19 protein-coding genes, 2 tRNA genes and 1 pseudogene are annotated in these 25,227 nt (G+C 46.4%); 10 read left to right on the top strand and 12 right to left on the bottom strand.

Going from position 1 to position 25,227, the window contains the following annotated elements:
* Nucleotides 1–438 precede the first annotated feature (438 nt).
* From AADH33_RS03915 to AADH33_RS03905, 3 genes are all read right to left on the bottom strand, one after another.
* Nucleotides 439–4,407: a hemagglutinin repeat-containing protein gene (locus AADH33_RS03915; protein ID WP_348549622.1), complete on the bottom strand. Its 3,969-nt coding sequence runs from the start codon at nucleotides 4,405–4,407 to the stop codon at nucleotides 439–441.
* A 133-nt stretch (nucleotides 4,408–4,540) separates the two neighbouring features.
* Nucleotides 4,541–5,107 (bottom strand): IS630 family transposase, encoded by a 567-nt coding sequence (locus AADH33_RS03910; RefSeq protein ID WP_348548344.1) that lies wholly within the window; start codon nucleotides 5,105–5,107, stop codon nucleotides 4,541–4,543.
* Nucleotides 5,034–5,330 carry an IS630 transposase-related protein gene (locus tag AADH33_RS03905; protein WP_348549621.1) on the bottom strand — a complete coding sequence of 99 codons (297 nt, stop codon included), beginning with the start codon at nucleotides 5,328–5,330 and terminating at the stop codon, nucleotides 5,034–5,036. The genes AADH33_RS03910 and AADH33_RS03905 overlap by 74 nt, the downstream gene beginning before the upstream one ends.
* An 89-nt stretch (nucleotides 5,331–5,419) precedes the next feature.
* On the opposite strand from AADH33_RS03905, the gene AADH33_RS03900 reads away from it, so the two are divergent.
* The 4 genes from AADH33_RS03900 (at nucleotide 5,420) to AADH33_RS03885 (ending at nucleotide 7,564) form a co-directional block, all read left to right on the top strand.
* Nucleotides 5,420–5,725 carry an IS630 transposase-related protein gene (locus AADH33_RS03900; RefSeq protein WP_348549620.1) on the top strand — a complete coding sequence of 102 codons (306 nt, stop codon included), beginning with the start codon at nucleotides 5,420–5,422 and terminating at the stop codon, nucleotides 5,723–5,725.
* The gene (locus AADH33_RS03895; RefSeq protein ID WP_348549619.1) at nucleotides 5,700–6,263 is read left to right on the top strand and encodes a transposase; all 564 of its coding nucleotides are present in this window, start codon (nucleotides 5,700–5,702) and stop codon (nucleotides 6,261–6,263) included. The genes AADH33_RS03900 and AADH33_RS03895 overlap by 26 nt, the downstream gene beginning before the upstream one ends.
* A 163-nt stretch (nucleotides 6,264–6,426) precedes the next feature.
* Nucleotides 6,427–6,879, top strand: a complete 453-nt coding sequence (locus tag AADH33_RS03890) for a hypothetical protein (protein ID WP_348549618.1) — start codon at nucleotides 6,427–6,429, stop codon at nucleotides 6,877–6,879.
* Nucleotides 6,880–6,883: 4 nt separating this feature from the next.
* Nucleotides 6,884–7,564 carry a Cap15 family cyclic dinucleotide receptor domain-containing protein gene (locus AADH33_RS03885; protein WP_348549617.1) on the top strand — a complete coding sequence of 227 codons (681 nt, stop codon included), beginning with the start codon at nucleotides 6,884–6,886 and terminating at the stop codon, nucleotides 7,562–7,564.
* 306 nt (nucleotides 7,565–7,870) lie between these two features.
* On the opposite strand, the gene AADH33_RS03880 is transcribed toward AADH33_RS03885, so the two are convergent.
* From AADH33_RS03880 to msrB, 4 genes and pseudogenes are all read right to left on the bottom strand, one after another.
* Nucleotides 7,871–7,947, bottom strand: a tRNA-Asp gene (locus AADH33_RS03880).
* Nucleotides 7,948–7,996: 49 nt separating this feature from the next.
* Nucleotides 7,997–8,072, bottom strand: a tRNA-Val gene (locus tag AADH33_RS03875).
* A 302-nt stretch (nucleotides 8,073–8,374) separates the two neighbouring features.
* Nucleotides 8,375–8,502: pseudogene (locus tag AADH33_RS03870) on the bottom strand (glutathione peroxidase); the annotation flags it as partial.
* A gap of 29 nt (nucleotides 8,503–8,531) precedes the next feature.
* Nucleotides 8,532–8,957, bottom strand: coding sequence for a peptide-methionine (R)-S-oxide reductase MsrB (gene msrB / locus AADH33_RS03865; protein WP_100749890.1), 426 nt, complete (start codon nucleotides 8,955–8,957; stop codon nucleotides 8,532–8,534).
* 533 nt (nucleotides 8,958–9,490) lie between these two features.
* On the opposite strand from msrB, the gene AADH33_RS03860 reads away from it, so the two are divergent.
* Nucleotides 9,491–11,134 carry an aminotransferase class I/II-fold pyridoxal phosphate-dependent enzyme gene (locus AADH33_RS03860; protein WP_348549616.1) on the top strand — a complete coding sequence of 548 codons (1,644 nt, stop codon included), beginning with the start codon at nucleotides 9,491–9,493 and terminating at the stop codon, nucleotides 11,132–11,134.
* Nucleotides 11,135–11,304: 170 nt separating this feature from the next.
* Here the strand turns inward: AADH33_RS03860 and AADH33_RS03855 are convergent, their stop codons facing one another.
* On the bottom strand, nucleotides 11,305–12,912 hold the full coding sequence (locus tag AADH33_RS03855; protein WP_075100670.1) for an inorganic phosphate transporter: 1,608 nt from the start codon (nucleotides 12,910–12,912) through the stop codon (nucleotides 11,305–11,307).
* A gap of 416 nt (nucleotides 12,913–13,328) precedes the next feature.
* A complete protein-coding gene (locus AADH33_RS03850; RefSeq protein ID WP_348549615.1) occupies nucleotides 13,329–14,972 on the bottom strand; it encodes an ATPase in 1,644 nt (547 codons plus the stop codon).
* 530 nt (nucleotides 14,973–15,502) lie between these two features.
* Between AADH33_RS03850 and AADH33_RS03845 the strand changes: the two genes are divergently transcribed.
* The 5 genes from AADH33_RS03845 to AADH33_RS03825 all read left to right on the top strand — a co-directional run bounded on the left by AADH33_RS03845 (nucleotide 15,503) and on the right by AADH33_RS03825 (nucleotide 21,747).
* A complete protein-coding gene (locus AADH33_RS03845) occupies nucleotides 15,503–16,216 on the top strand; it encodes an FFLEELY motif protein (RefSeq protein ID WP_198336594.1) in 714 nt (237 codons plus the stop codon).
* 74 nt (nucleotides 16,217–16,290) lie between these two features.
* Nucleotides 16,291–17,373: a bifunctional demethylmenaquinone methyltransferase/2-methoxy-6-polyprenyl-1,4-benzoquinol methylase UbiE gene (ubiE, locus tag AADH33_RS03840; protein WP_348549946.1), complete on the top strand. Its 1,083-nt coding sequence runs from the start codon at nucleotides 16,291–16,293 to the stop codon at nucleotides 17,371–17,373.
* Between the two features lie 218 nt (nucleotides 17,374–17,591).
* Nucleotides 17,592–18,296: a ubiquinone biosynthesis accessory factor UbiJ gene (locus tag AADH33_RS03835; protein WP_288996640.1), complete on the top strand. Its 705-nt coding sequence runs from the start codon at nucleotides 17,592–17,594 to the stop codon at nucleotides 18,294–18,296.
* Between the two features lie 83 nt (nucleotides 18,297–18,379).
* Nucleotides 18,380–20,032: an ABC1 kinase family protein gene (locus AADH33_RS03830; protein WP_348549614.1), complete on the top strand. Its 1,653-nt coding sequence runs from the start codon at nucleotides 18,380–18,382 to the stop codon at nucleotides 20,030–20,032.
* A 278-nt stretch (nucleotides 20,033–20,310) separates the two neighbouring features.
* Nucleotides 20,311–21,747: an FAD-binding oxidoreductase gene (locus AADH33_RS03825; protein WP_348549613.1), complete on the top strand. Its 1,437-nt coding sequence runs from the start codon at nucleotides 20,311–20,313 to the stop codon at nucleotides 21,745–21,747.
* A gap of 157 nt (nucleotides 21,748–21,904) precedes the next feature.
* Here AADH33_RS03825 and ruvB read toward each other — a convergent pair whose 3' ends face one another.
* The 3 genes from ruvB to fba all read right to left on the bottom strand — a co-directional run bounded on the left by ruvB (nucleotide 21,905) and on the right by fba (nucleotide 24,930).
* Nucleotides 21,905–22,888 carry a Holliday junction branch migration DNA helicase RuvB gene (gene ruvB / locus AADH33_RS03820; RefSeq protein ID WP_317053535.1) on the bottom strand — a complete coding sequence of 328 codons (984 nt, stop codon included), beginning with the start codon at nucleotides 22,886–22,888 and terminating at the stop codon, nucleotides 21,905–21,907.
* A gap of 184 nt (nucleotides 22,889–23,072) precedes the next feature.
* Entirely contained in the window at nucleotides 23,073–23,693 is a 621-nt protein-coding gene (ruvA, locus tag AADH33_RS03815) for a Holliday junction branch migration protein RuvA (RefSeq protein WP_348549945.1), read from the bottom strand.
* A gap of 199 nt (nucleotides 23,694–23,892) precedes the next feature.
* Complete coding sequence (gene fba / locus AADH33_RS03810) at nucleotides 23,893–24,930, bottom strand: class II fructose-bisphosphate aldolase (RefSeq protein WP_348549612.1); 1,038 nt, start codon at nucleotides 24,928–24,930, stop codon at nucleotides 23,893–23,895.
* Between the last annotated feature and the right edge of the window lie 297 nt (nucleotides 24,931–25,227).

The following is a 25,227-nucleotide window of genomic DNA, read 5'->3' as shown; positions in this document are numbered from 1 at the left end:
TGCTTGAGGCGAAACTTGCTTAAACTCAAAGGTTTAAATTCGTTTTAAATATGGCGCAGCGGACGGGACTCGAACCCGCGACCCCCGGCGTGACAGGCTAGACCGACCATATTTCGTTAACCTATATTAAAGAACTTTAACCTACAAACCCTTATATATAAAGACGTGAGTAGAAAATATCCAAATGACGTTTAGCGTCATTTAACGTTATTTATCAAGTCAGATATACCAATTTTGGTCACATATAAGGTATAAAAATTATACTTTATAATGAAAAATAGGTATATATTTTATACATTAATTTTAGATCGGTATTGCTAAAAGCACCTCAATATACCTCCTTACTCCTCCAAAAATCGTATCCCACTGTTTCATTGTTAGCGAATGGCGACCGATCGCTAAGCTAGACGAGGTTTGATTTACTGTCAAGCGGCGAGATTAAGATCTCCCAAGTTTAGTTATACGGATTTGACGGCAGGGGTCATCGCCTAATTCTTTAAAATTGACATTGCCATAATCAACTTTAATCCTGTTTAAGCAAGCTTCGGTTGGATTTTTTTCACAAGCTTTAATCTCCTTATAATTGTCTTCAGACATTTTTGCCGCTAAAGCTCTAATTTCTCTCATTTTGGTGTCAAGTTCGCCACCTTTATATTTTGCTTTAGCAACATCTATCTGTCGTAGCAGCTCTTTAACATCTTTATTTTTTAAATTATTATCTTCAACCGCAACCTTACTCGTCTCAGCCGCATTGGCGACATCACTAGCGTTACCTGTTGTGAGACCAATACCAGCACCCAAAGCGCTAGTAATACTGCTAATCGTATCCTTTTGCTCAGCGGTCAATTTACTTGGATCACTAGTGCCATAGAGGAAATCAGAAATTAAAGGCGCAGCAGCTTCTCCTGTACCAGCAGATAGTCCGCCAGTCAGCGCATCATTCCCCGTAGCAGAACTAGTCGCAGCTCCCAATATACCATGCGCTAATATATGGCCTGCTTGTTGAGTACCAGTGAGATTGCCACCTTGTTCCTCTGCAAGCTCCTTGTAATACTGCCCAATCTGATTCGCTACAAAAGGACTTGCAGCTTTGGTAGCATATCCTACTGCTCCATTACTATTCGGCCCATAAATGGCACCAGAGATAGCATCAAACAGCAAACCTTGTGTTTCTAGCTTACCAGCAGCTAGAGCCTTTTCTTCTGCTAGGTCAAAATTCCCATTGTTAAACGCTTCTTCCGCTTCAGCTCTTAAGCCCTGTTCCTTTTGATTCAACTCAGTCTTAATCTTACGCCGCTCTTGATCAAAGGCTTGGGTGATCTCAACCTGCGCCCCAAGCTCCTCATTGACTCTTTGTTCATCAAACTCGTTTACAAGTATTCCTGCATACTCCGCTTGATTATCAGTAGTAATACCACTATTACCCGCTACTCCTGTGATACCTGCTTTTGTAATGCTACTATCACTGTCGCTGTCCGTGCCATAGCCAAGCCCGTTCATTTGCGCTTGCGGTTTGCCTGTGGTATTACCGAGACTAACACCAACTTGTATCGCATCACCCTCATAGCTGGTCGTGTTCTCAATATCTTGCGTAGTAATACCGCCACGGCTTTCGTATTTGTTGAGTCCTAGATCTAGGGCTTTGTCAGTCGTGGTAATCGCACCACCTATTAAGGTGGTTTTACCATCCACAGTGAGGTCGAAGCCGCCATCTTCCGTGAATATTCCAGACTGTTCACCCACGGCTTTATAGTCCGCATTAACGTCAGTCTTGCCGCCATTGACAGACAGACTGGATCCTGCACCTTTTAGGTCAACATCAAGGGTAAAGCCTGCATTCTTCTGATTGCTGTCATAAGTAGCGGTATCTTGTAGCGATTCAATGTTGACATCACCGCCGATCACGCCTTGTGCTCTATCAGTGTTAATGACGCCACCTTTGATATTGACATCATTACCGATATCGAAGGTGGTTGTACTACCAACGTTGATGTTGCTATTGGCATAAGTCACTGAATCACTGTTGGCATAGCCTTTGCCCTTGCTAGCACTGGCAGTAATGCCGACACCGCTACCTGTCGATGCATAACCGCCAATAGCGGCGCTTGAGCTTGAGTTATCACTACGAGTATTACTCTCTTGGGCGACGCCACTGACATTGAAGTCATTGTCGGCTTGGAATAGGGCATCATTGGTGACGTTGAGACTGCTGCCATTGATATTAATGTTGCTATCAGTGCCAGCACCTGTGGCGATGAGCGCTAGGTTGTTAGTATTAATATTTGAGCCTTGGTTAACCTCAGTGTAGCTTGAGCTATTTGATTGGCTCTTTTGACTACCGATAGTGGCTTGAATGCGAGTGTTGCCCATACCTTTTAGGCTATCTGCATTGATACCACCAGCTAGTCCTTTTGTAGCACTAGCAGCTTGTTTGGCTAAGGCTTTGACCTTTAATAAGCCTGCAGCACTTGCCATGCCTTTCATACGCACACTTTCGGTGTTACCTGCCGCTTCAGCTAGGTCGTCAATGGCACGAGCGCTATCGATGAGGCTATTAGAGACTGAGACAGTGAGACCTGTTTGTTTAAACTTACTCTCACTTTGGTTTTTATAAATATCTAAGGCGTTATCGATGTTAATATCTTGGGCGCGGACTACGGTATTGCCTCGGTTGGGGTCGTTAGCATCAGCATTGATGTCTTTGTCAGTGTCTGCACCCATTCCAGCGATTAGGTTGCTGCCTGTCTGCTGATAAGTGCCGCCTGCATTGATGATGACGTTGCCGTCGATTGCGCCGATATTACTAGCAGTGTGGGTCAGTGCGGTTTTGGTATTGCTGTCGTCGGTTTGCTGCTTACCAATAGTAAAGCCTATGCCGCCATCACTGCCAAACAGACCTGACTTTTTAGTTTGGCTAAAGGTGCTTTGGCTTGAGGTATTCTTAGCCGATAGGATATCGATGTCACCGTCAGCGCTAAGAGTAGTACCTGTATCACTAATGGCATTAGTGCCAGTGAAGCTGATGTCATTACCGGCTTGCATAGCGACTTTATTGCCTTCTATGTTGCTAGTAATGGCGTTATCACTTTGCGAATCAAATCTATCTTGGGTAGTCTCTTTACTTAAGAAGTCTTTACTAGTCGTTTTGGTCGCTGTGCTTAGGTTTTGGGTGTTACGACCTTCAGTAAAGGTAATGTCGTTGCCAGCTTTAATGCCAACTGTGCCGCTGTTGCTGTTGATCTGAGTAGCAGTGCCAGTAACGTTATTGCCGGCTTTGATGATGATGTCGCTGTTGCCGCGAAGCTGGCTACCTACATCGGTGGACTCGCCTTGCTTAAAGTAGTTGTTAGCATCCTCAATACTGTTGGTTTGGTAGCTGGTATTGACGGCATTAAGAGCAACATTTCCTTTGGTGTCAATAAGGCTGCTACCGCCTAGGTTATCCAATCGGCCTGCGGTGAAGGTGGTGTTGCCGCCCATATTAGCAACGAAGGTGGTGAGCGGGTTGCCATCAGCGTCTACTTGTCCTTTAAGGCCATCGCCGATATAGATGCTGGCTATTTGGGCGATGCCTGTGCGAGAGCCATTACTAGCGCCTTTGACAGCCTGGGTGTTGTAGGTAATGCTTTGGTTGTTAAGGTCACCGCCGACATTGAGCTGCATGGCGCTATTGGCAGCTAGGGTGCCGCCAAGGTTGTTCAGATCATTCTGCGTACCTATTTGAACATAGTCACCTGCAATCACGCCGCCATTTTGATTGGTCAAGCTATTGGCATTAATCTTAACCTGTTTATGACCAACGATATTGCCTTGGTTATCAAGGTCACCTGACAGCGACATGTCGATGTTATTAGCCGCGATTAGGTTACCAGTACCATCGATTTGAGAAGCGGCTTGACGGGTATAGACTTTAGGAACTAGGACGCTTTGGCTGCTGCCATCGGCTAGGGTGATGTTTTGCGCCACTAACCAAACGATGTCGGTGGTCAGTTTAGCGACTTGATTGTCGGTTAATGCGATACCTGGGCGTAGGTTTAATGTCTGCGCGGCTGTGATACCTGCATCCATTAGTGATTTATACTGCGTATCTTGATCGCCGTAGTTGCCCAAATAGTAGCGACCCGTTAGCATCATGATCTGATCACGGATGTACTGCTGCTCGTAGTAGCCATCACCCAAGCGCTTTTGGGTGACGCTAGGGTCGAGCTTGAGCCTATCGAGCATATAGCCAGACGACAGCCAGTTTTTATAATTGGCAAAGGCAGGATCGGTCTCGATGAGGTAGTCAGCGCTGCTGTCAGGATTTGTCCCAAATAGGCCACTGTTTGGCAGATCGATTTTATTACCACTTGTTCGGATCTCATCAGCAGCATAGTGATCAATTTGAGTGCTGATATTTTCAATCAAGTCTTTAACTTTCGCCGCATCAACCGGTTTGCCATTGTTTTGAGCAGCGATTAGATCTTGGATTTGCTGTTTTTGTGCGTCTGTTAATTGATTGTTTTCAGCTTTAGCAAACTTAGATAATAAATTAGTATAGTCAGTCTAGAATAAAAGAGATACAACCCATATCATGAAACAGCTTAGGTAGATTATTCTCCATCCAGCCTTGACGTAGAAATTTTGCCTGTGCCCACTTCTTTTCAATGGGGTTTAGATCAGGGCTGTAGGGTGGCAACCAAAGAATACGATGGCCATGTCTGTTCAGTAGTTTTTGAATGCATTTGTTCTTATGAAATCTAGCATTGTCCATCACGATCACACATTTTGTTTTAAGACTTGGTATTAGCGTGTGTTTGCACCAGTGGTAGAATATGCTGCTGTTAATATTTTGCTCAAAGTAATCTAAGGCAAATAACATTTTTTCATAGAGCGCACCAATAACGTTAGTGCGCTTTCTTGCTTGCCAGTTATAGCTGTCGATACAGGGTTTACCTATCGGTGCATAGCCATGAGAACGAATGGTTTCAGCCTCAAAGCCGCTTTCATCCATGTACACAATGGGATAGCCTTGCTGAATAAAACTATTGAGCTTACTCTGATACGCTGCTCTTTTTATTGGACACGCTTTTGGATGCTCTAAGGTCTTTTTTTTGACTGATACCAAGGCGCTTTAGGGCAATATCAATGCCTGACTTGCTACAGCCTAAACGTTGAGCTCGCTCGTACATGTAATCGTCTGGATACTGCGCGACGTCTTTGAGAAGTGCTTCATTTGGTATTTTACTGGGTGGCTTATCCCGAGTTTGTTTGATACTTGGATTTTTCAGCCAACGCTGTAAAGTGGTTTTGCTGATGTCATAGAAAATACAAGCTTGACGAATGCTCATGTCTTTGTCTTTGACGCTTTTTATATAGTCACCTGACCATAAAAGTGTTATAAAATAAATCAACTAAACGATTACCACAATAAATAACCATGACTTACTCCCTAGATTATCGCAAACAAGTCTTAAAAAGCTTAGATGAGGGCATGACCTTTGCCGAAGCTGCTGTTTTCTATGATATCAGTCCAACGACCATCCAGAAGTGGAAAAAGCGTCTCCACAGTAAAACCACTCGAGACATTAAGCCCTACAAAATAGAGGATGAAGCCTTAGCTCAAGATGTTAAGGATTACCCTGACGATTACCATTATGAGCGAGCCCAGCGTTTCAGATGTAGCCCAACAGGTATTAGTAAAGCCTTAAAGCGTATTGGTGTTAGCAAAAAAAAAGACACTTGAGCATCCCAAAGCCTGTCCTGTGAAAAGAGCGACTTATCTGGCCAAGCTTAATCACTACATTGCTCAAGGCTTTGCTATTGTCTATATGGACGAGAGTGGCTTTGAGAGTGAAACGATGCGTCCCTTTGGTTATGCACCCATTGGTAGCCCTTGCATTGACCGTTATAACTGGCAAGCCAAAGATCGAACCAACGTCATTGGTGCACTATATGGCAAAACGCTGTTTGCACTCGATTGCTTAAAGAACAACATTAATAAAAAGGTTTTCTATCACTGGTGCAAGTTCACGCTGATACCAAAGCTTAAGAGAAAATGTGTGATCGTTATGGATAATGCGGCCTTTCATAAGCGCGTTCAAAAGCTGCTTAACAGGCATGGTCACAAGCTATTATTCTTACCACCTTATAGTCCTGACTTAAATCCCATCGAGAAGAAGTGGGCTCAAGTGAAGTTTCTACGTCAAGGCTGGATGGAAAATGACTTATCTAAATTGTTTTATGATATTCATCCAGATCATAACTCTTTTGTAGTGCAGTGACTATAACTTGCGTTCGAAAGTCTGCTGAGTAAGTCATAATGATTATATCTTTCTCTTTATTTTAAAAGCATTGTATCTTATTTATAAAAGACTGACTATAGTATTATTTACTGTATGTGTCAAATTTCTATTAAAGCAATAATAAGCTTTGGAGCAATTAATAATGAATACTATAACTGAAGAATTTATTTGGAGTAGTTTGAAGAGTCTGTATAAAAAAAATAATAAAGACTTCATGGGCACAGGAATTATATTTTATACTGACTTATCCAATTTACCTTTCATCAGCTTAAACAAAAATACTGATGAAGATTCTTTATTAAATAAAAATTTTATAGAGCTAATTTATCGACTATCATTAAAACAATCACCATATCATGATGGTTTTCATTTCTTTAATATGGACCTAATGACTTTAACCCATATTTCTCAATATCTCGCTCCTGTAATTGAAATAAATGATACTAGCGTATTAGATGCTATTAGACCTTGCGGAGCTAGGGAAATGACTGCATACCTTACATCTCTTACTAAGGGAATAGTTAGTGTAGGGTTAGTCAGTCATGTTGATGGCATCAAGGTTTACCGAAATGGGAATTGTATTAGGGAGAGTTAGGTAAGTGAATTTTATAGTATTACAATTTAACGAATTAAAAAAAATTATTCTATTTTTCATTGGTTTAGTTGCGCTCGTCTTTAGTTTTATCTATGTTTTCCAATATTTATTAAGCACTATAAAATGGATCAAAACCAGTTTATCAGTTTGGAAGATTTTGAGTTTTTCTATCACTTCTTCGTTGCTTATTATTGGGGTTCTACTAAATAAATTTAGAATAAAATACCTTTGGTTAGGTAATCTTCTTAGTAAGCCATCTATTAATGGCTTGTGGAAAGGTAGCTTGATAAGCAGCTATAAAAGAGAAGTAGATGATGATCCCTTACCCCCAATTGAGATTTATTTCTATATCAAACAAACGTATTTTGCTATTAGTATTCAATCGTTTACTAAGAGTCAAAGGTCTGAATCAATTTTAGCGACAATCTACACTAACAATTTTTCTTCTTCAACAAAGTTTATGTATATTTATCAGTTGACTAGAACTAAAAATAGTGAAAATAAAATTACGCTTGGAAGTGGAGAGCTTCTAATCACTGATAATTGTAGCAAAATGGAAGGAGTTTATTGGACTAACTCTACAACACATGGCGAAATTGAGATGAATTTAGTTGATAGAAAAGCGTTATCAATTGATTCATTTATTTCTGCTGAAGCTCACGTTGATAGCCTGAATATTTCCTAAAAATTCTAATTCGAGGTTATATGTGGGCTGTCACAACCAACTCCTAACAACCTTGGTCACTAAATGGTCACCATTTGGTCACCGAGCAGTTGGTCACCGATTCTCGAAAATCAGAGTATGTGCGTACAGACTCATAGAAAATACATTATTAAAGAGTAGACTACTTCTTAAGGGTTATAGAGAAAGAATGACCAACCCTTACGGATAAAGGCTTTAAGCGGAAGTTTAGACACAAAAAAACCTCAAACAACTTAATGCTTGAGGCGAAACTTGCTTAAACCCAGAGGTCTAAATTCGTTTTAAATATGGCGCAGCGGACGGGACTCGAACCCGCGACCCCCGGCGTGACAGGCCGGTATTCTAACCAACTGAACTACCGCTGCTTAGGTCGTCTTAGCACTTTGCCTTTATAAGGGCCCACTTGCTAATAAGTGGTGGGTGATGACAGGCTCGAACTGCCGACATTCTGCGTGTAAGGCAGACGCTCTACCAACTGAGCTAATCACCCTGAGAAGCGTTAAAAATGGCATTGCAATTTTTGCTTCGCAAGAGAATCTTCCTTAAAGGGATTATTCTAACAGAAGCTGACTGACTAAAGCCTCGCTCTGTGGGTGTGTATTATATAGATTTACACATGGCTGTCAAACGGTATTTTGCCTTTTTTTTATAATTTTCTTTTATTTTTAAAAAATAATCAGCAAACCTATGTTTTTATTAATTTTATATTTCTTAAAATTTACAGATATTTCTTATATTGACGCATTTTGGATACACAGCTTGGCTCGCTATCCCATGTTATCTATGAAAAACCTGACCTTTATACTGCGGACACAACCCCTCTAGCCCTTCAAACTGCGGGGTAAATCGGCACTTGCTGGCCGCATTGACGACCAGCAAGACTTTTTTATATCAAAAAATGCGTGCGCGATGCCATTCATAAGCCCTGCGGTAAAATCACAAAAGCAGGTTATTTTGCAGATTTATCCAAATCAATAGAAACCGAGTTGATACAGTAGCGCATACCTGTCGTCTCACGCGGTCCATCAGGGAACACATGACCCAAGTGCGCGCCGCAGTTACTACAGGTCACCTCGGTACGGCGCATACCTAATGAGTTGTCTTCATGCTCATCGATAGCGGCATTGTCGATACCTTGATCAAAGCTTGGCCAGCCGCAGCCTGCATCAAACTTGTTGTCAGCATCGAATAACTTTGCACCGCAGCCTTTACAGCGGTAGATGCCTTCGTCATTGACATCATTATAAACGCCAGTAAACGGACGCTCTGTGCCTTTTTCGCGCATCACATGATACTCTTCGCTACTCAAACGCTCGCGCCAGTCAGCGTCGGTCAATTGACTGATTTCTTCTTTGCTAAGTTGGTTGTCTTGCATGGTTTATCCTTATTTATCGGTTTTGTCTGATTTTTTATGATTAATCGCTATAACATTATTTCGCTACAACACCATCTCGCTATAAACTACCAAAATACAGAGCCAGTTAAGCCCATGATAATAATAACGATACTGTGTATTTGTTGATACAACCAGCATTATTCAAGGTGTCTACTATAAGAATATCATTCTACCTCTCAAGTCTGATGAGCACTGTAATAAAAATGATAAGAAAGCAGCGCTTCTCCCTTTGGCAATTTATGAGCGTCTTATATAGTCAAATTGGTTAGGCGAATTGGTCATGCTTTAAAAACCGGATAGCTTGGCAAAAGCTACAGATATACTCAGGGCACCGCTTAAAGATATATTTTGCAAGTTATTCTTGCATTATAAAATAAACCAATAGATACGGCTTGCATTGATAGCTAAAATGCAATAATATCTTGCATTGGCGTTAAAAATTTATGCGCCGCAATCACAGATTTATTGATGCGTAAGACTCGCACTACCACATATATATAGGCTTAAATGTAATGGCTGATAACAATAAAAAGAGCACTCAGGCTGAGCGACTGGTGCAGCTGCGCCGTGATAAAGGGCTGACCGCCGAGCAGCTAGCCCAAGCGATGACTGCCGCTGGCGCTAAGGTCAGTCGCGGCGCTATCTCTAACTGGGAGCGTGGCACCAACGGTATCGTCTCATCCAAGCTGCCGACATTGGCACGTATTTTGGGCTGTAGCGAAGGATATCTGCTGCGCGGTGAGAGTGCAGCCGATACGGAGCTGCCACGCCCTAGCAGCGCCCCTGAGCTAGCGATAGCTCAAACCAGTGGCCAACATCGCGCGTTAGACGAGCATATCAGTCAATCCCAAAAACCAATCAGCCAAGCTGATGCAGCCATGACACAAGCTCCTTCACCAACCAACCAGACAAGCGATCTCTTTATGAATACAATAAAAAAGTCTGACAAATTACAAAACGTCTGCTACGACATTCGTGGCCCCCTACTTCAGACTGCCAATAAAATGGAAGCAGAAGGCAAACGTATTTTGAAGCTCAACGTTGGCAACCCTGCGCCCTTCGGTCTAGAGGCGCCGCATGAGATTTTGCGCGACGTATCAATGAACCTGCCAGAGGCGACTGGTTACTCAGACTCGCAAGGGATTTTTTCGGCGCGAAAGGCCGTGCTGCAATATTATCAATCAAAAGGACTCCTCTCTGCCGTCGATGTGCGCGACGTCTATCTGGGCAACGGCGTGTCTGAGCTGATTGTGATGACCATGCAGGCGCTGATGAATGATGGAGATGAAGTACTGATTCCGATGCCAGACTATCCACTGTGGACGGCTGCTGCAAATCTGGCTGGTGGCACTGCTGTCCATTATCGCTGTAATGAAGACGATAACTGGCACCCAGATATCGAAGACATCAAATCTAAAATCACGCCCAAAACCAAAGGCATCGTCGTGATCAACCCCAACAACCCCACAGGGGCGCTCTACAGCGACGAGCTGCTACGACAGATTATTGAAGTGGCCAAAGCGCATAATCTGATTATCATGGCTGATGAGATTTATGATCGTATTCTGTATGATGATACCGTGCATACACCGATGAGCACCTTGACGGATGACGTACTGGTACTCTCCTATAATGGTCTCTCAAAGTCGCACCGTATCGCAGGCTTTCGTGCCGGCTGGATGCTGGTTTCAGGGCAAAAGCAGCACGCCGCCGACTTTATCGAAGGCTTAGATATGCTGGCGTCCATGCGCTTGTGCTCCAACGTCCAAGGCCAGTACGCGATTCAAACGGCGATGGGCGGCTACCAAAGCATGAAAGAGCTGACCTCAAAGACGGGGCGCTTGTACAAGCAGCGTGAAATGGCCGTCACTCGCCTCAACGCCATTAAAGGTATTTCTTGCACCATGCCGCAGGGCGCGTTTTATTGTTTTCCCAAAATGGACCCTGAGGTTTACCCTATCGAAGACGACATGGCCTTTATGATGGATCTACTGGTAGAAGAAAATGTCCTGATGGTACAAGGCACCGGGTTTAACTGGGACAAACCTGACCACTTCCGCTTGGTGTTTTTGCCCAATATCCATGATCTAGAAAACGCCATGGATCGCTTGGATCGCTTTTTCGCCAAAAAGCGTCAGCAGTTTGGTACGGATTAGTCCCATCCACTGTCTGTGACTGAGCGCTAAGATAGGATAGGTTCTACATTTATAAAAAAACGCTTATCGGCATTAGGCTGATAAGCGTTTTTTATGAGAGTGTGCTCGTGTACAACACTGGCCACCTATCTGCATGCGTATCTTTGCATGATGGTTGCCGCTTTTGTTGGTTAAAAGATATTTTTTAGAACCACATAGCTTATCGCAGACATCGTAGCAGCAGCTGGCAAAGTGACAACCCACGCCAGACCAATTGGCTTCATCAGCGCCCAGTTGGTGTCTCTGTTGACAATACCAATCCCCAATACCGCACCGACCAACGTATGCGTACTCGATACTGGCAAGCCCATGGTCGAGGCGCCCATCACGACGGCAGCGGCGGCCAACTCTGCCGAAAAGCCAGAAGCGGGATGCATTTTTGCCAAATTGGTACCGACAGTTTGAATAACTTCCTTACCAATAAACCAAAGACCGACGATCAGCGCCACCCCAAACGTCAACATCACCGCTGGTGGCACTGCCGCTTGTGAGGCAATCTCATTGGTGCGGATGACATCCATAATGGCCGCAAACGGGCCGACGGCGTTGGCAATGTCGTTTGAGCCATGACTAAAGGCAAAAGCGGAGGCCGTAAATACTTGCATCCAGCTAAACATAATAAAGGTCGCTTTGGTCAAATCCTCTTTATGCTTACCGCGGATACTTTTGGTGTAGATAAAGGTGGCCAACCAGACAAGGGCAGCAATCATGCCCATGATCAAAAAACCTTGTAGCGTCGTCAGGCTATTATTGACGTTTTTAAGACCTTTAAACACCACCAAAGACGTCATAATCGCGCCGCCGAGCGCAGCAATCATCGGCACCCATTGCTTGAGTGCTTTTAGCGTATCTAGACTGCTACGCTCATTTTCGATCTCATACAGCTTTTTGTAATAGTCCGTTTCTAAATCTTCGACGACACAATCATCATCTTTGTAGATTTCTTGGTCGCGCAGCATCGCTGAGGTATAAGCCAGCTGCTCCGACTCGGTCAGACGCTCCAGATACTCTTTATGGTTTTGTTTTAAGACTTTTTTACTGGCTTTTAATTCACCAATATGAGCCTCGGTTCTATCGTTATACTCGATGATGTTTTTCTTGATTTGACCGTACAATATATAGGCCAAGATACCACCCAATAGAGGCGATAACACCCATGAGATGGCAATGGTACCAACCGTGCCCCAATCGACTGTCGAGAGTGCCGTCGCGCTGCCACCCAAATCAAAGCCCAACACGATAGAGCTACCAACTACCCCGCCGATGATAGAGTGCGTGGTCGATACTGGCAGGCCTTTGCGCGTGGCAAACAACAGCCAGAATGCGGCCGCAACCAAAGCTGAGAGCATGACGTAAATGAACTGGTTGGGCGTGACGGTCAGACCATCTAAGTCTACGATGCCTTTGCGGATAGTATCTGTCACTTCCCCGCCTGCCAGCACTGCGCCGGATACTTCAAATATCGCGGCAACCCCGAGCGCTTGCGGGATGGTCAACGTCCCTGCGCCCACCGAGGTGCCAAAGGAGTTGGCAACATCGTTACCACCGATATTAAATGCCATAAAGACACCAAAAGCGGTGGCGACAATAAATAGCGTCGTTTGTTGACGCATTGTGTAATCTAGACCCCACCATAAAAAGTAGGCGGTCATCGCAATCAGTAAAATGGCAAAAAATAGATTTATTCTCATAGAGCCGACTGATTTGGCGGGCCCTGTAGAGCTGCTGCTAATACCCATACGTTGATACGTCCTGCGTAAGCTGATTGAAATTATATGCGATTAAAGACAAGCGTGCCGAAGGTAAAACCCTTAATGCAACATGTCACAAAGCCGCAAGGGATATTGCTCAATCGTCTGATTACAGCATCTTGCGGCTTAGATTTTTGTGATGATAATGTTAGTACTTGATAACTACTAATTATGATAAGCGTTGTCAGAGCTGTGATGGTCGGTGTATTACCAAAGGCACCAATACAGGTCACAAGACTCTATTTGCTACGTTTTGTTGGGTGTAGCAAGAAACGTTACGCGCCTATTATATTCAATATAAGCACATAATGCATGATGATATTACAAGATTTGTAACTGCTCATGGTTAGGGCAGATGATACCGTGTTTACCTGCGCCATTATACGCTTATTTACGCCATACGCCTATAGCGACGATAGTTGTTCGATGGCATGATCCAAGACTTGCAAGCGCGCTTGGCGCTTTTCGTTGGTGGCAATGACGCACCATGGTGCCTTGTCTGTTTCTGTCCGTGCCAGCATATCAGCTGCCGCCTGTACATACCTCTCCCACTTATCGCGATTGCGCCAATCATCCTCCGTCAGCTTATACTGCTTGTGCGGTGTCTGCCGGCGTGCCTCAAAGCGCTGTAGCTGCTCTTTTTTGTCGATGGCCAGCCAGTATTTTATCACCAGCGTGCCTGCATCAGCTAGGTCGGCCTCAAAACGGTTGATTTCATCATAGGCACGCTGCCATGCCGCCGCGTCAGCAAAGCCTTCGATACGCTCAACCAACACTCGCCCGTACCAAGTCCGATCAAAGATAGCAATACGACTGATGCGGTCAGTGTGCTCGTTGGGCAGTTTATGCCAAAAGCGCCACAAATAAGGATGCTGCAGCTCATGAAGCATCGGTGCCCCGATATTATAGACCTGATACTCGCGCGGATCGAGCGGCGCTACTAGCCTTTTGATCGCCCCGCCCTTGCCAGCGGCATCCATGCCTTCAAAAGCAAAGACAACATGCCGACCGTTGCGTGCACGCAGTAGCGCAGCCAAACGCGCTTGCTTGGCTGCCAGCGCCTCTTTATAGTCAGACTTGTCTATTTTTGTGCTGGTGATTTCTTGTAGCTGATTGGGAATGGCGACTGGCACGAAGGTGCTGGGATAAGACTTTGCTTTAGTGTCATCCTTCGTCTTGCTACTTGCCAGCGCTTCTTGCATGGCGTGCAGCACCTCATGACAAAAATGATCGGCGGCAGCAGACTTGTCTTCCCCATCGATGATGACCCAGTCTGGTTGTTGTCTAAGCAGCGCGGTTGCCACCTCATTGAAGGTATCGACCACTTGTCTGTCGTGCCAGTCCATTTGATACAAAAACTGTGGGTCTGCTATTTTGTCAGTCAGGCGTTTTTGCAACGTATCGACATCGACATGGAACCAGCACTTAAGCAGTCGCGTTTGGTTGGCCGCCAAATCCTGCTCAAAAGCAGTTAATTTCGCCAGCTGCTGCTGTAGATAGTCTTGCCACTTGGTCGTCATACGAGACATCAAAGATGACGGCGCATCGTCTTGTCTGTTTTGACTCTTTGTCCCAGCGGCTGTTTCGGTAGTGTCTTTTGCGCAGGTCATACGCATGACGTCATACAGCAGGTCAGCATACCAATTCCCAAAATACACCATCACGTCACCGTGACGTGGCAACACGTTGGTATGCGTTTGCCAAATCGGCTGATAATCCAGTGGGCAGTCGCCAACGGTCGCCTCGACTTTTAGTAGCCGCGGATCTACCCAGCCTCTTAACTGCTTGACTGCGGTGCCTTTACCGGCTTGCTCCATCCCGTTGACCAGTACCAGCAGCCCTGTGGCTTTGTCATGGGTAGGCGAGCTTTGTTGCCGCGTTGCCCGCAGGGCGTATTGCGCCGTGACCAACGCCAGTCGCAGGGCATCTTTGTCCATAGAAAACTGGCTGAGCGGATTGGGTTTGAGACGCTGACTGATGACTTGTTTATCAGCTGGCGTGCGTCCAGCTGGTGCACTCTGCTCTGCGGCATGGTTATTTTTTGACATCACATCCTCCGTCCTAATTGGCTTTTTATAGGCTCATCCAATGCTGATTCATTGCATCAATCTTGCAAATTTTTGAGCCATTTTTATACTAGCACTCAGCCAATAGACTAAATAACGTTGCTGTGTAACCATTTGGGTAACAGTTTGGCATTTGTATTCTGTTTTGTTTTCTTTTAAGGTGAACACTTTTTACGATACGTCCGTTTGCTACAGGTTGTCTTTTAGAGATACGCAAGATATAGCTGCGTCTAAATAAATCAGATACATGGCTATAAAGCCGCTTCATAAAAAGTTGCACGTTGATATGAGCGTATCGATTTTATAGCGAATTGACCGTACTGCTTTTTGACCTTGTCTTTCTGACATTGTCGTTATAATGACGGTATTTTTATACGGTTTTTAAAATCTTTATAGCGTTTTAAAAATTATTTTGCGCACAAAACCATTAAAATATGTCATTGACAGATAGGTAACACCACGCCATTTATCAGCACTTTGATAATATTATTGATTTTATAGGATTGATTGCCATGGCCGCTTTAGCCAACTTACAACAACACTTGACCCGCTTTTGGGCGCTACCCTATCATCAAGACGATGCCCTAAACAATAAACTAAAAGACGTACAGTCATGGCAACAAACGCGCATCAAACACACGCACCATGAGCTGTTTTCTCAGCCCAAAAACCAACTGATGGCTGAGTATTTTTTGACCCAGCTATATGGCGGCGATGAGTTTAAGCTACTGGCCAAACAGTTGGAGCGCATTTTACCCAAAGCGCAAAAGCTTGAGCGCTTGGCAAAAGAGTCGGCACTGGAGGCTGGCAGTATGGGCATTCAAGCGGCGATTTTGGCGATTGAGCTGGATTTGCATTTGGCGCAGTGGTTACTGACCCAAGAATTGCCAGTGACCGAAGACAATATGCTGGCCGCCTATCGTGCTGTCGATGAAGCAGAAGCACGCCGCGTCCAAATCGCCAATCTCAAAGATGTCTGTTATCGCACAGACAAGCATTTAAACTCATTTATGCTCAAAAAAGCCTTTGCTTTAGCCAAAGGCACCGCCTATCGCTATAATTTTCAGCCACTGTATGATTTCATTGACACAGGCTTTCAGGCCATGAAACCACTCAAAAGCGTCAGTCATTTTATCGAGCCATTTTGCCAGCAGGAGCTTTTGATTATCGAGCAAGTGCATGCCGCGGATAATGACGGTAAGCCAATGAGGTTTGGTGTATCATAGACTGATAGTGTAGATTGGCTAATACCAACACGCCCTACCAAGAAAATCATAACAATAACGAATAGGACACAATGATGACCGACAGCACAGATAACGCCAACCGCGCCGCTAACATCCACGAGCCATCTAAGCAGGCCGAGCTGCAAGACAGTCTCGTCAAAGAAAGCATCCGTCATAACCAAGACATCACAGCGCAAGCGCAAGCGCGGCAGACAGATGCTCAGCGCAGCCAGCACCATGATTTTACCCAAGTCCAAGACTTACCCACCGGAACCCCACAAGGTCAACAAACCACTATGCCTAATACGATCAATGACAGTGCCGACCCTAGCGCTGCGCAAGCGCAAACTGCCAAGCAGACGCTATTTAATCAGCGCGATGACATCAACAACCCGCACACGCCTGAAACCGATGGCAATGAGCAGACACACTTTGGCTATAAGACAGTCAATAAAGCAGAAAAACAAGCACGTGTGGCTGATGTCTTTACTTCTGTTGCCAAAAAATATGACATCATGAACGACCTTATGTCATTTGGTATCCATCGTCTATGGAAGCGTTACGCGATTAGCTTATCAGGCGTGCGTGCCGGTCAGCAGGTACTCGATATCGCTGGCGGCACCGGCGACTTGGCCAAAGTGTTTAGCCGCGAAGTGGGTCGCAACGGCCATGTGGTACTATCAGACATCAACGCGGCCATGCTAGAGGTCGGCCGTGAGCGCCTGATCAATGCAGGCTGCAACAACGTAGACTTTGTATTGGCCAACGCTGAAACACTGGCACCGTTTGATGATGAAAGCTTTGATTTGGTGACCATCAGCTTTGGTCTACGCAACGTCACAGACAAAGACGCCGCGCTGCGAGCCATGTACCGCGTACTAAAGCCAGGTGGTCGCTTGTTGATTTTGGAGTTCTCAAAGCCGGTTTTTGAGCCACTGTCTAAAGCCTATGATCTGTATTCATTTACAGCGCTACCGATGATGGGTAAGCTGATTGCCAATGATTCTGAGAGTTACCAGTACTTGGCAGAGTCGATTCGTATGCATCCTGATCAGCAAACGCTAAAGCAAATGATGCAAAAAGCTGGCTTTGAAAACTGTGATTATCACAATCTCACCGCCGGTATCGTCGCGGTGCATCGCGGTTTTAAGGCGTAATATTGCTTAGCACTTAGTGTTTAGCGTTTAGTAAGTAGTACTTAACGCTGCGTCTTTCATACTGCATGATAGGACAACTAAGTAGTACTTAACGCTGCGTCTTTCATACTGCATGATAGGACAACGATGGTGATTATTGAGCCGCCACACTCTGTAATCGTTGATTATTATAAACTTAGCGCTGTTGTTAGGCGCTTCACCAAACACGCGAGAGCCTTATGCTGACTGTTTTACTTTTGGCTGGTGCCGAAAAGCTGATTAACCTTGCTATCGCTAGCGATGACATTACCAAAGCAGGATTGGCCCCGCTTGCTGGTAAAGTATTGCGGCTAGAGATGGCCGTGCCTGAGATTCATCTAGACGTGCTGTTTAGCCATGAGCGTTTGCGCTTTGAGCCTGTGACCACGGACAGTGTGTTTGAGCCAAGCGGCACTATGGATGAGCGGCAAAAAGCCAGTAGGCAGCGCGCGCGTATCGGTCACAGCCGACCAGATTGTACCATCACAGTCGACAATCCTGCCCAACTACTCAACCTGATGCGCGGCACCGAAGGCAACCTGCCTATCGCAGGCGACTATAAGGTACTTATGCAGCTAAAACAGCTGGTCGCAGGGTTTGACCCTGACGTGGCAGGACAGCTGGAGCCTTTCATCGGCAAGCCCATGGCCAGCCAATTACACCTGCTCATCTCTCAGCTAAAAAGCAGCTGGCGACATAGTGCCAAACGCGCATTTGATGACGTCAGCAATTGGGCCAATGATGTGGCAGGCAATGCCGCACCTGACCCCGCTGAGGTGGCAGAAGTTAATGACCTCAGGCAGCAGCTCCTCAAGCTACGTGCTGATGTGGCGCGCGAAGAAGCGAGACTTGCGGCCATCAAAGAAGAGCAATCACGTTTTCTTAACAACTCGTTTCATCAGTAACTGGTCTGGGGCGTGTTGAATATTTAACAAACCCTAAGCACCGCGCTACCCTATTTTTGAATTTTTTAGAGTGCTTATTTCTCATGCTACTATCTCACCGCGCCCGTTTATTTGAGCTTTGGCGTATCGCCGCCACTTATCGCATCGATACGCACCTGTCTTTAGAAGAGATGCCGCAGTTACAGCCTATCGCGCGCTTGATTCGTCTGCACCCTGCCGCGTGGGGCAAAAAACATCAGCCCAACGCCATTAAGTACGCCCTAGAAGACATGGGCACGCTGTTTTTAAAACTTGGCCAGCTGCTCTCTACGCGCCGTGATCTGGTGCCACCCGAAATCATCGAGCAGTTGGTGCAGCTACAAGACAAAGTCAAACCCTTCGACGCTGACGTTGCCATTGCTCAGATTCAGCACCCAAAACACGGCCTCGGTCAACCAATCACCACATTGTTTTCCCGCTTTGATGTCAAGCCACTAGCGGCGGCATCTATCGCCCAAGTACACACCGCGGCCTTGCATGATGGTCGTGAAGTGGTGGTAAAGGTGGTACGGCCTGATATTCGCGCCACCATCGTCTCTGACTTTGAACTACTGCGCGAGCTGGCCGGCTGGGCATCGGCGCGTATCGAAGCGGCGCGCGCGGTACATATCATCGATATCGTCGAAGACTATCGCCAAGTGATGCTCAATGAGCTGGACTTGACCTTGGAGGCGGACAATACCACGCAGATGCGTAATAATTTCTTAGGCTCGGCACTCATGTATGTGCCTGAAGTTTATGATGCCGCCAAAAACGTCATGGTCATGGAGCGCATCCAAGGCGTTCCTATCTCGCAGGTCGAGGTATTTGATAAGCTGGGCTATGACCGTGCGACACTGGCAGAAAAAGGCTTAACGATATTTTTTACCCAAGTGTTTCGCGATAACTTTTTTCATGCTGATATGCATCCAGGTAATGTCTTCGTTGAGACGCCACCTGTCAAGGATTTATACGATGATACGGCACAGCTTGGCCATGAGCCGCGCTATATCGGCCTTGATTGTGCCATCATGGGTACACTATCAAGAGACGATCAGCTGGTGGTAGCGCGGATGCTGCTGGCAGTGATGAATAACAACTTCACGGCCGTGGTAGATATTGTTAGCCGTGCAGGCTGGATACCGCCTAACGCCGACAAGCATGCGCTCATGCGTGACATGAAACGCACCGTCGGTCCGATGCTACAAAAATCCATTAACGACATCGATTTTGCTGGAGTATTGATGCAGATTTTGGATATTGCTCGTCGTCATCATATGAGTATTCCGCCACAGTTAATGCTACTGCTTAAAACCTTGGTACATGTCGAGGGGCTGGGGCGCGACCTATATCCTGAGCTTGATATTTGGTCGCTTGCCAAGCCCATCCTTAGCGGTTGGATCAAAGAGCAGCTCGACCCTGTGCGCAACTTACAACAGCTGCGCCAACAGTTGCCAGAGCTGTTATTATCGACCACGGATATCCCAAAACTACTCGACCAAGGCTTACAGAGCCTTGCCACGCAAGGGTCGCGGCAAGACAGTCAGCTCAGAGAAATACAGCAAATTCGAGCGGATATGCTCAATGACCGTCGCCGCGACTGGCTGGCACTCTCAGGCTTTGCTATCTTTATTGCGATTGCCACGCAAGTCGGCTTGTTTGCGCCTGTCTTTTATCTATTGGCCATCGTCGTGGTTGTTTGGCGGGTGCTGGCCTAATTGCTCTTTTAGCGCTCGTTATGCCATTGGCGTATATTATTTTAGGGCGTGTCCTCATTTTAGAAATGGCGATAAAAATGAGATAGATTGCCGCCAAACAAGGAAAATATCGCCGTTAATATCGAGATATTCGTCAGCTATTTAACACCGTTTGGCCAGATTTAGCCATTTTTAACCCATTTAGATAGCTATCGATTAGATTGAGAACACGCCCTAGTCTACATCCAAAAAAATAAAAACACATGCTGTCTAACAAATCATTTATGTAGGAGTCATCCATGTCTGCCCTATCCGCCTTACCCGCATCCGAGCCGTACGATAGCACTACGCCCGATCACAGTACGGCCATAGCTGCGCTACAGACGCGCTTTGGCAAACAGCTGAGTGTCAATAAAGCGGTACGCGAGCAGCATGGTCATACCATGACATGGCTTGCCAACCAGCCACCCGATGCGGTGCTGACCGTGCAGGATAAACATGAGGTCGCCGCGGCTATCGAGATTTGCAACCAGTATCAGATGCCAGTGATTGCTTTTGGTATAGGCTCATCCTTAGAAGGTCAGCTAAACGCGCCTTTTGGCGGGCTATGTATCGATATGCATGCGATGGATGCAATCTTACAAGTCAATAATGAAGATCTGACCGTGACCGTACAGCCTGGCGTCACACGCGAGCAGCTCAATCACTACCTGCGCGATACGGGGCTGTTTTTTCCGATAGACCCAGGCGCTAATGCCAGTATCGGTGGCATGGTGGCCACTCGCGCCTCTGGCACCAACGCTGTGCGCTACGGCACCATGAAAGATGTGGTGCTCGCTCTAGAAGTCGTGACCGCCAACGGGGAGATCGTACGTACAGGCACACGCGCCAAAAAGTCGGCCGCTGGATACGATCTAACACGGCTTATGATCGGCTCAGAAGGGACGCTAGGCATTGTCACCGAAGTCACGCTCAAGCTGTTTGGTATTAGCGAATGTATTGCTAGTGGCATCTGCCATTTCCCAACGATTGAGGACGCTTGTCAGGCGGTGATGCTTACCATCCAGATGTGCTTGCCAGTTGCCCGTATTGAGCTACTTGATGCCATGCAAATCAAAGCCTGTAATCAATATGCCAATCTAGACCTGACTGAGACGCCAACTTTGTTTGTGGAGTTTCATGGCACGGACGCGGGCGTGGCTGAGCAAGCAACAATCTTTACTGACATCATCGAAGAGTTTGGCGGTAGCGATTTTGCGTGGGACACGGACGAGGCCGAACGTAAGCGTCTGTGGCAAGCGCGGCATAATGCCTATCATGCCAGCTCTGCCCTACGGCCTGAAGCCAGCGCCTTATCGACCGATGCTTGTGTGCCTATTTCTCGCTTGGCAGAGTGCGTCAGCGCCACGGCAAAAGACATCGAGGCATCAGGAATGATTGGCCCTATCGTCGGTCATGTGGGTGATGGCAACTTTCATGTTTTATTATTGGTCGATACCGATAACCCTGAGGAAATCGCTACTGCCGATGGCATCATTAGCCGTCTGGCCATGCGCGCCATCGAGATGGATGGCACGTGCACAGGTGAGCATGGTATTGGTCAAGGCAAGCAAAAATACATGCAACAAGAGCATGGTAATGCCTTAGTATTGATGCAAACCATCAAATCAGCGCTCGACCCCAATAACATCCTTAATCCTGGAAAAATATGGCCAAAGACTGTGGTCGCAGATTAGCAGCCTACGCCGCCCGATATGACAGTTTTTCACTGAATGGCTTGATAGCGACGTCTCTGATTTAAACGAAGAAGCGCCGCCTTTTAATCAACCAAAAGGCGGCGCTTTTTGTATAAAGGTGTTTTGGCCAGTTTTATATCATCTCACATGACATAGCCTATAACATCTGGTCAATGGCCATCTGCGTCAATACGCGGCCACGAGCCGTACGTAACACGTAACCTTGCTGAATCAAATACGGCTCGATGACATCCTCAAGCGTGCCGCGATCCTCTGCCATTGCCGCCGCTACCGCCTCAACCCCTGCCGGCCCTCCATCAAAGCGCTCTTGCAATATCTCGATATAGCGTCTGTCCAAATGGTCAAGACCGCGCCTATCGACCGCCAGCATATCCAGCGCACTGCCTGCTATCGCGCCATTGATACGGCCATCGCCTTTGACCTCGGCATAATCACGTACACGGCGCAACAAACGGTTGGCAATCCTTGGGGTGCCGCGTGCACGGCGCGCAATCTCGACCGCACCGTCTTCACTCATCGGCACGCGCATCAAGCGCGCAGCCCGTGTCACAATAGTGGTCAAATCTGCGATATTATAAAACTCTAACCGCTGAACGATACCAAAACGATCTCGCAGTGGTGAAGTCAAAAGCCCTGCGCGCGTGGTCGCTGCTACTAGCGTAAATGGCGGCAAGTCCAGCTTGATAGAGCGCGCCGCTGGCCCTTCACCAATCATAATATCCAGCTGAAAATCTTCCATCGCAGGATAGAGTATCTCTTCGATGACGGAGCTTAACCGATGAATCTCATCGATAAACAGCACATCACCTTCCTCTAAGTTGGTCAACATAGCAGCCAAATCACCAGGTCGCTCAAGGACAGGCCCCGAGGTTGAACGCAGGTTACCACCCATTTCACGCGCGATGATATTGGCCAGAGTCGTCTTACCTAGCCCTGGTGGCCCAAAGATAAGCGTATGATCCAACGCTTCATCACGGCCGCGCGCCGCTCCGATAAATACTTCCATCTGCTCACGCACGACAGGCTGACCAATGTACTCTGCCAGTAGTGCTGGGCGAATATTGGCGTCAGGCGCATCACCGGCGCCCTCTAGCGGATTAATTAAACGATCTTGCGTCATAGTTTTTTCATTATATTAAAAAAGTGAAATCATACAAAACATCATAAAGCACCAGCGCACGAAAGCACAGACGTAAACAAAAATAAGCGACAATCGATGTCGCTTATCTTAAGTCAATTATGCTAGGTCGCTGTCAAGCATATTCGGCACGCTCTAGTCATCACTATCAATAATAAAAACTGCCTTAAAAGCCTGACAACTGCTGCAAAGTCACTTTTAGTAAGCTTTGCGTATCAGCAAACGTATCTCCACTACGCTTAGCCGCTTTAATCGCTTGCTGCGCTTCTTTTTCTTTGTAGCCTAGGCTGATAAGTGCGCCCTCGACCTCAGCGATGATGCTGCCTTCATGAGAGGCTGTGGTTACCTGCGTTGGCAGCTCTAACAAATCATTGTCGACTTCGATATTTTTTAGTTTGTCTTTGAGCTCAATTAATAAACGCTGCGCGGTTTTTTTGCCAATCCCTGGGATACGCGTCAGTGCGCTCTCCGACTCTTGCTCGACATGCATCTTAAGCTCAGCGGCCGACATAGCAGACAGCATCGCTAACGCCATTTTTGCCCCTACACCATTGATTTTGATAAGCTGACGAAACACTTCGCGCTCTTTGCGATCGATAAACCCATAAAGCAGCTGTGCGTCTTCGCGCACATGCAAATGCGTCCAGATGCGAGCCTGCTGATCCAGCTGTAACTGACAAAATGACGGCAATGGTAGCTCGATATCATACCCCACGCCAGATGCGGTCAAAATACATGCCGTTGGTGCCATCAGGTACGCGACCTGCCCTGTAATCAGTCCAATCATCATCCATTACCTATCATTATAAAAAATAAACCGCGCCATACTCTACGCTTAATACTCAATATTCTGGTTTAAAAATGCCTATACAAAAACGTACACGTAAACCTCTTGCGCTTACACCCAACCATTTAGAGAAAAAAAGGCGTTTGCATATCGATATGACAAACGCCTTCTTTGATAAGCTCAGCCCTACTTGTCAGACTTAGTTATAAAAATCAACCATACCTTCAAGACTGATTGGGCGAATCTTGTGCGCTTGACCAGCAGAACCAAAAGCCTCAAAGCGGTTGGTACAGATGTCAGACATCGCGACCATAGAGGCTTTGAAATATTTACGTGGATCAAACTCACTTGGGTTTTCTACCAAAAACTGGCGGATAGCGCCTGTGGAGGCCAACCGCAAATCGGTATCGATGTTTACTTTTCGCACACCGTGTTTGATGGCCTCGACGATTTGCTCAACTGGCACGCCGTATGTTTCACCGATATCACCGCCATTTTCATTGATGACTTTTAGCCACTCTTGCGGCACAGAGGACGAGCCATGCATGACCAAATGCGTGTTTGGGATACGGGCATGAATCTCTTTGACGCGCTCGATAGATAGGATATCGCCTGTCGGTGGACGTGTAAACTTATAAGCACCGTGACTGGTACCAATCGCAATGGCGAGGGCATCGACATTGGTATCTTTGACAAACTGCTCAGCTTCGTCCGCACTGGTCAATAGCTGTTCATGGTCCAACACGCCCTCTGCTCCTGAGCCGTCTTCTTCACCCGCCATGCCAGTCTCAAGGCTACCCAAACAGCCAATCTCACCTTCGACAGAAACGCCGCACGCATGCGCCATCTTGACCACTTCGCGTGTGACGTTAGCGTTATAATCGTAATCCATTGGGGTTTTGCCGTCTTCACCCAGTGAGCCGTCCATCATCACCGATGAAAAACCAAGCTGAATAGAGCGTTGACAAATGGCAGGCGACATGCCATGGTCTTGGTGCATCACTACAGGAATGTGCGGCCATTCTTCTATAGCAGCGATAATCAGATGACGCAAAAACGCCGAGCCTGCATATTTGCGAGCGCCAGCACTGGCTTGGACGATGACAGGTGAGTCGCAGGCGTCGGCCGCCATCATGATTGCACGCATCTGCTCTAAATTATTGACGTTAAAAGCAGGCACCCCGTAATTATGCTCGGCGGCGTGATCTAGAAGTTGACGTAAGGATATTAAGGCCATAAAACGCTCTCTGATTAGAATTTTGGATAGTATGTAAAATAGCTTTTGAAATGATAGCAGCAACACAGCGCTGCCTATATGACTCGCCCAAAGCTGTACACTCAATGAGGTCAAAACTGCCCGTCTGGCAAAACCATTGGCAACTGGCAATAATAGACGCTCATCATCGTGCGCTGATTATAGCAAAAATTGCCTTGTCTTCGTAGCGGTTGCCTGACTATTTATTTTATGACGGATTGACTATAAAGAAATGCTTGTAGTGTTTCGCCATCACCATACAAAAAGCCTTGGCAATCG

The sequence above is a fragment of the Psychrobacter sp. KFRI-CH2-11 genome, assembly GCF_038239325.1.
GTDB classification, from domain to species: domain Bacteria; phylum Pseudomonadota; class Gammaproteobacteria; order Pseudomonadales; family Moraxellaceae; genus Psychrobacter; species Psychrobacter celer.
The sequence above is the reverse complement of the archived record's forward strand: the minus strand, read 5'-3'. Positions and strand labels throughout refer to the sequence as shown.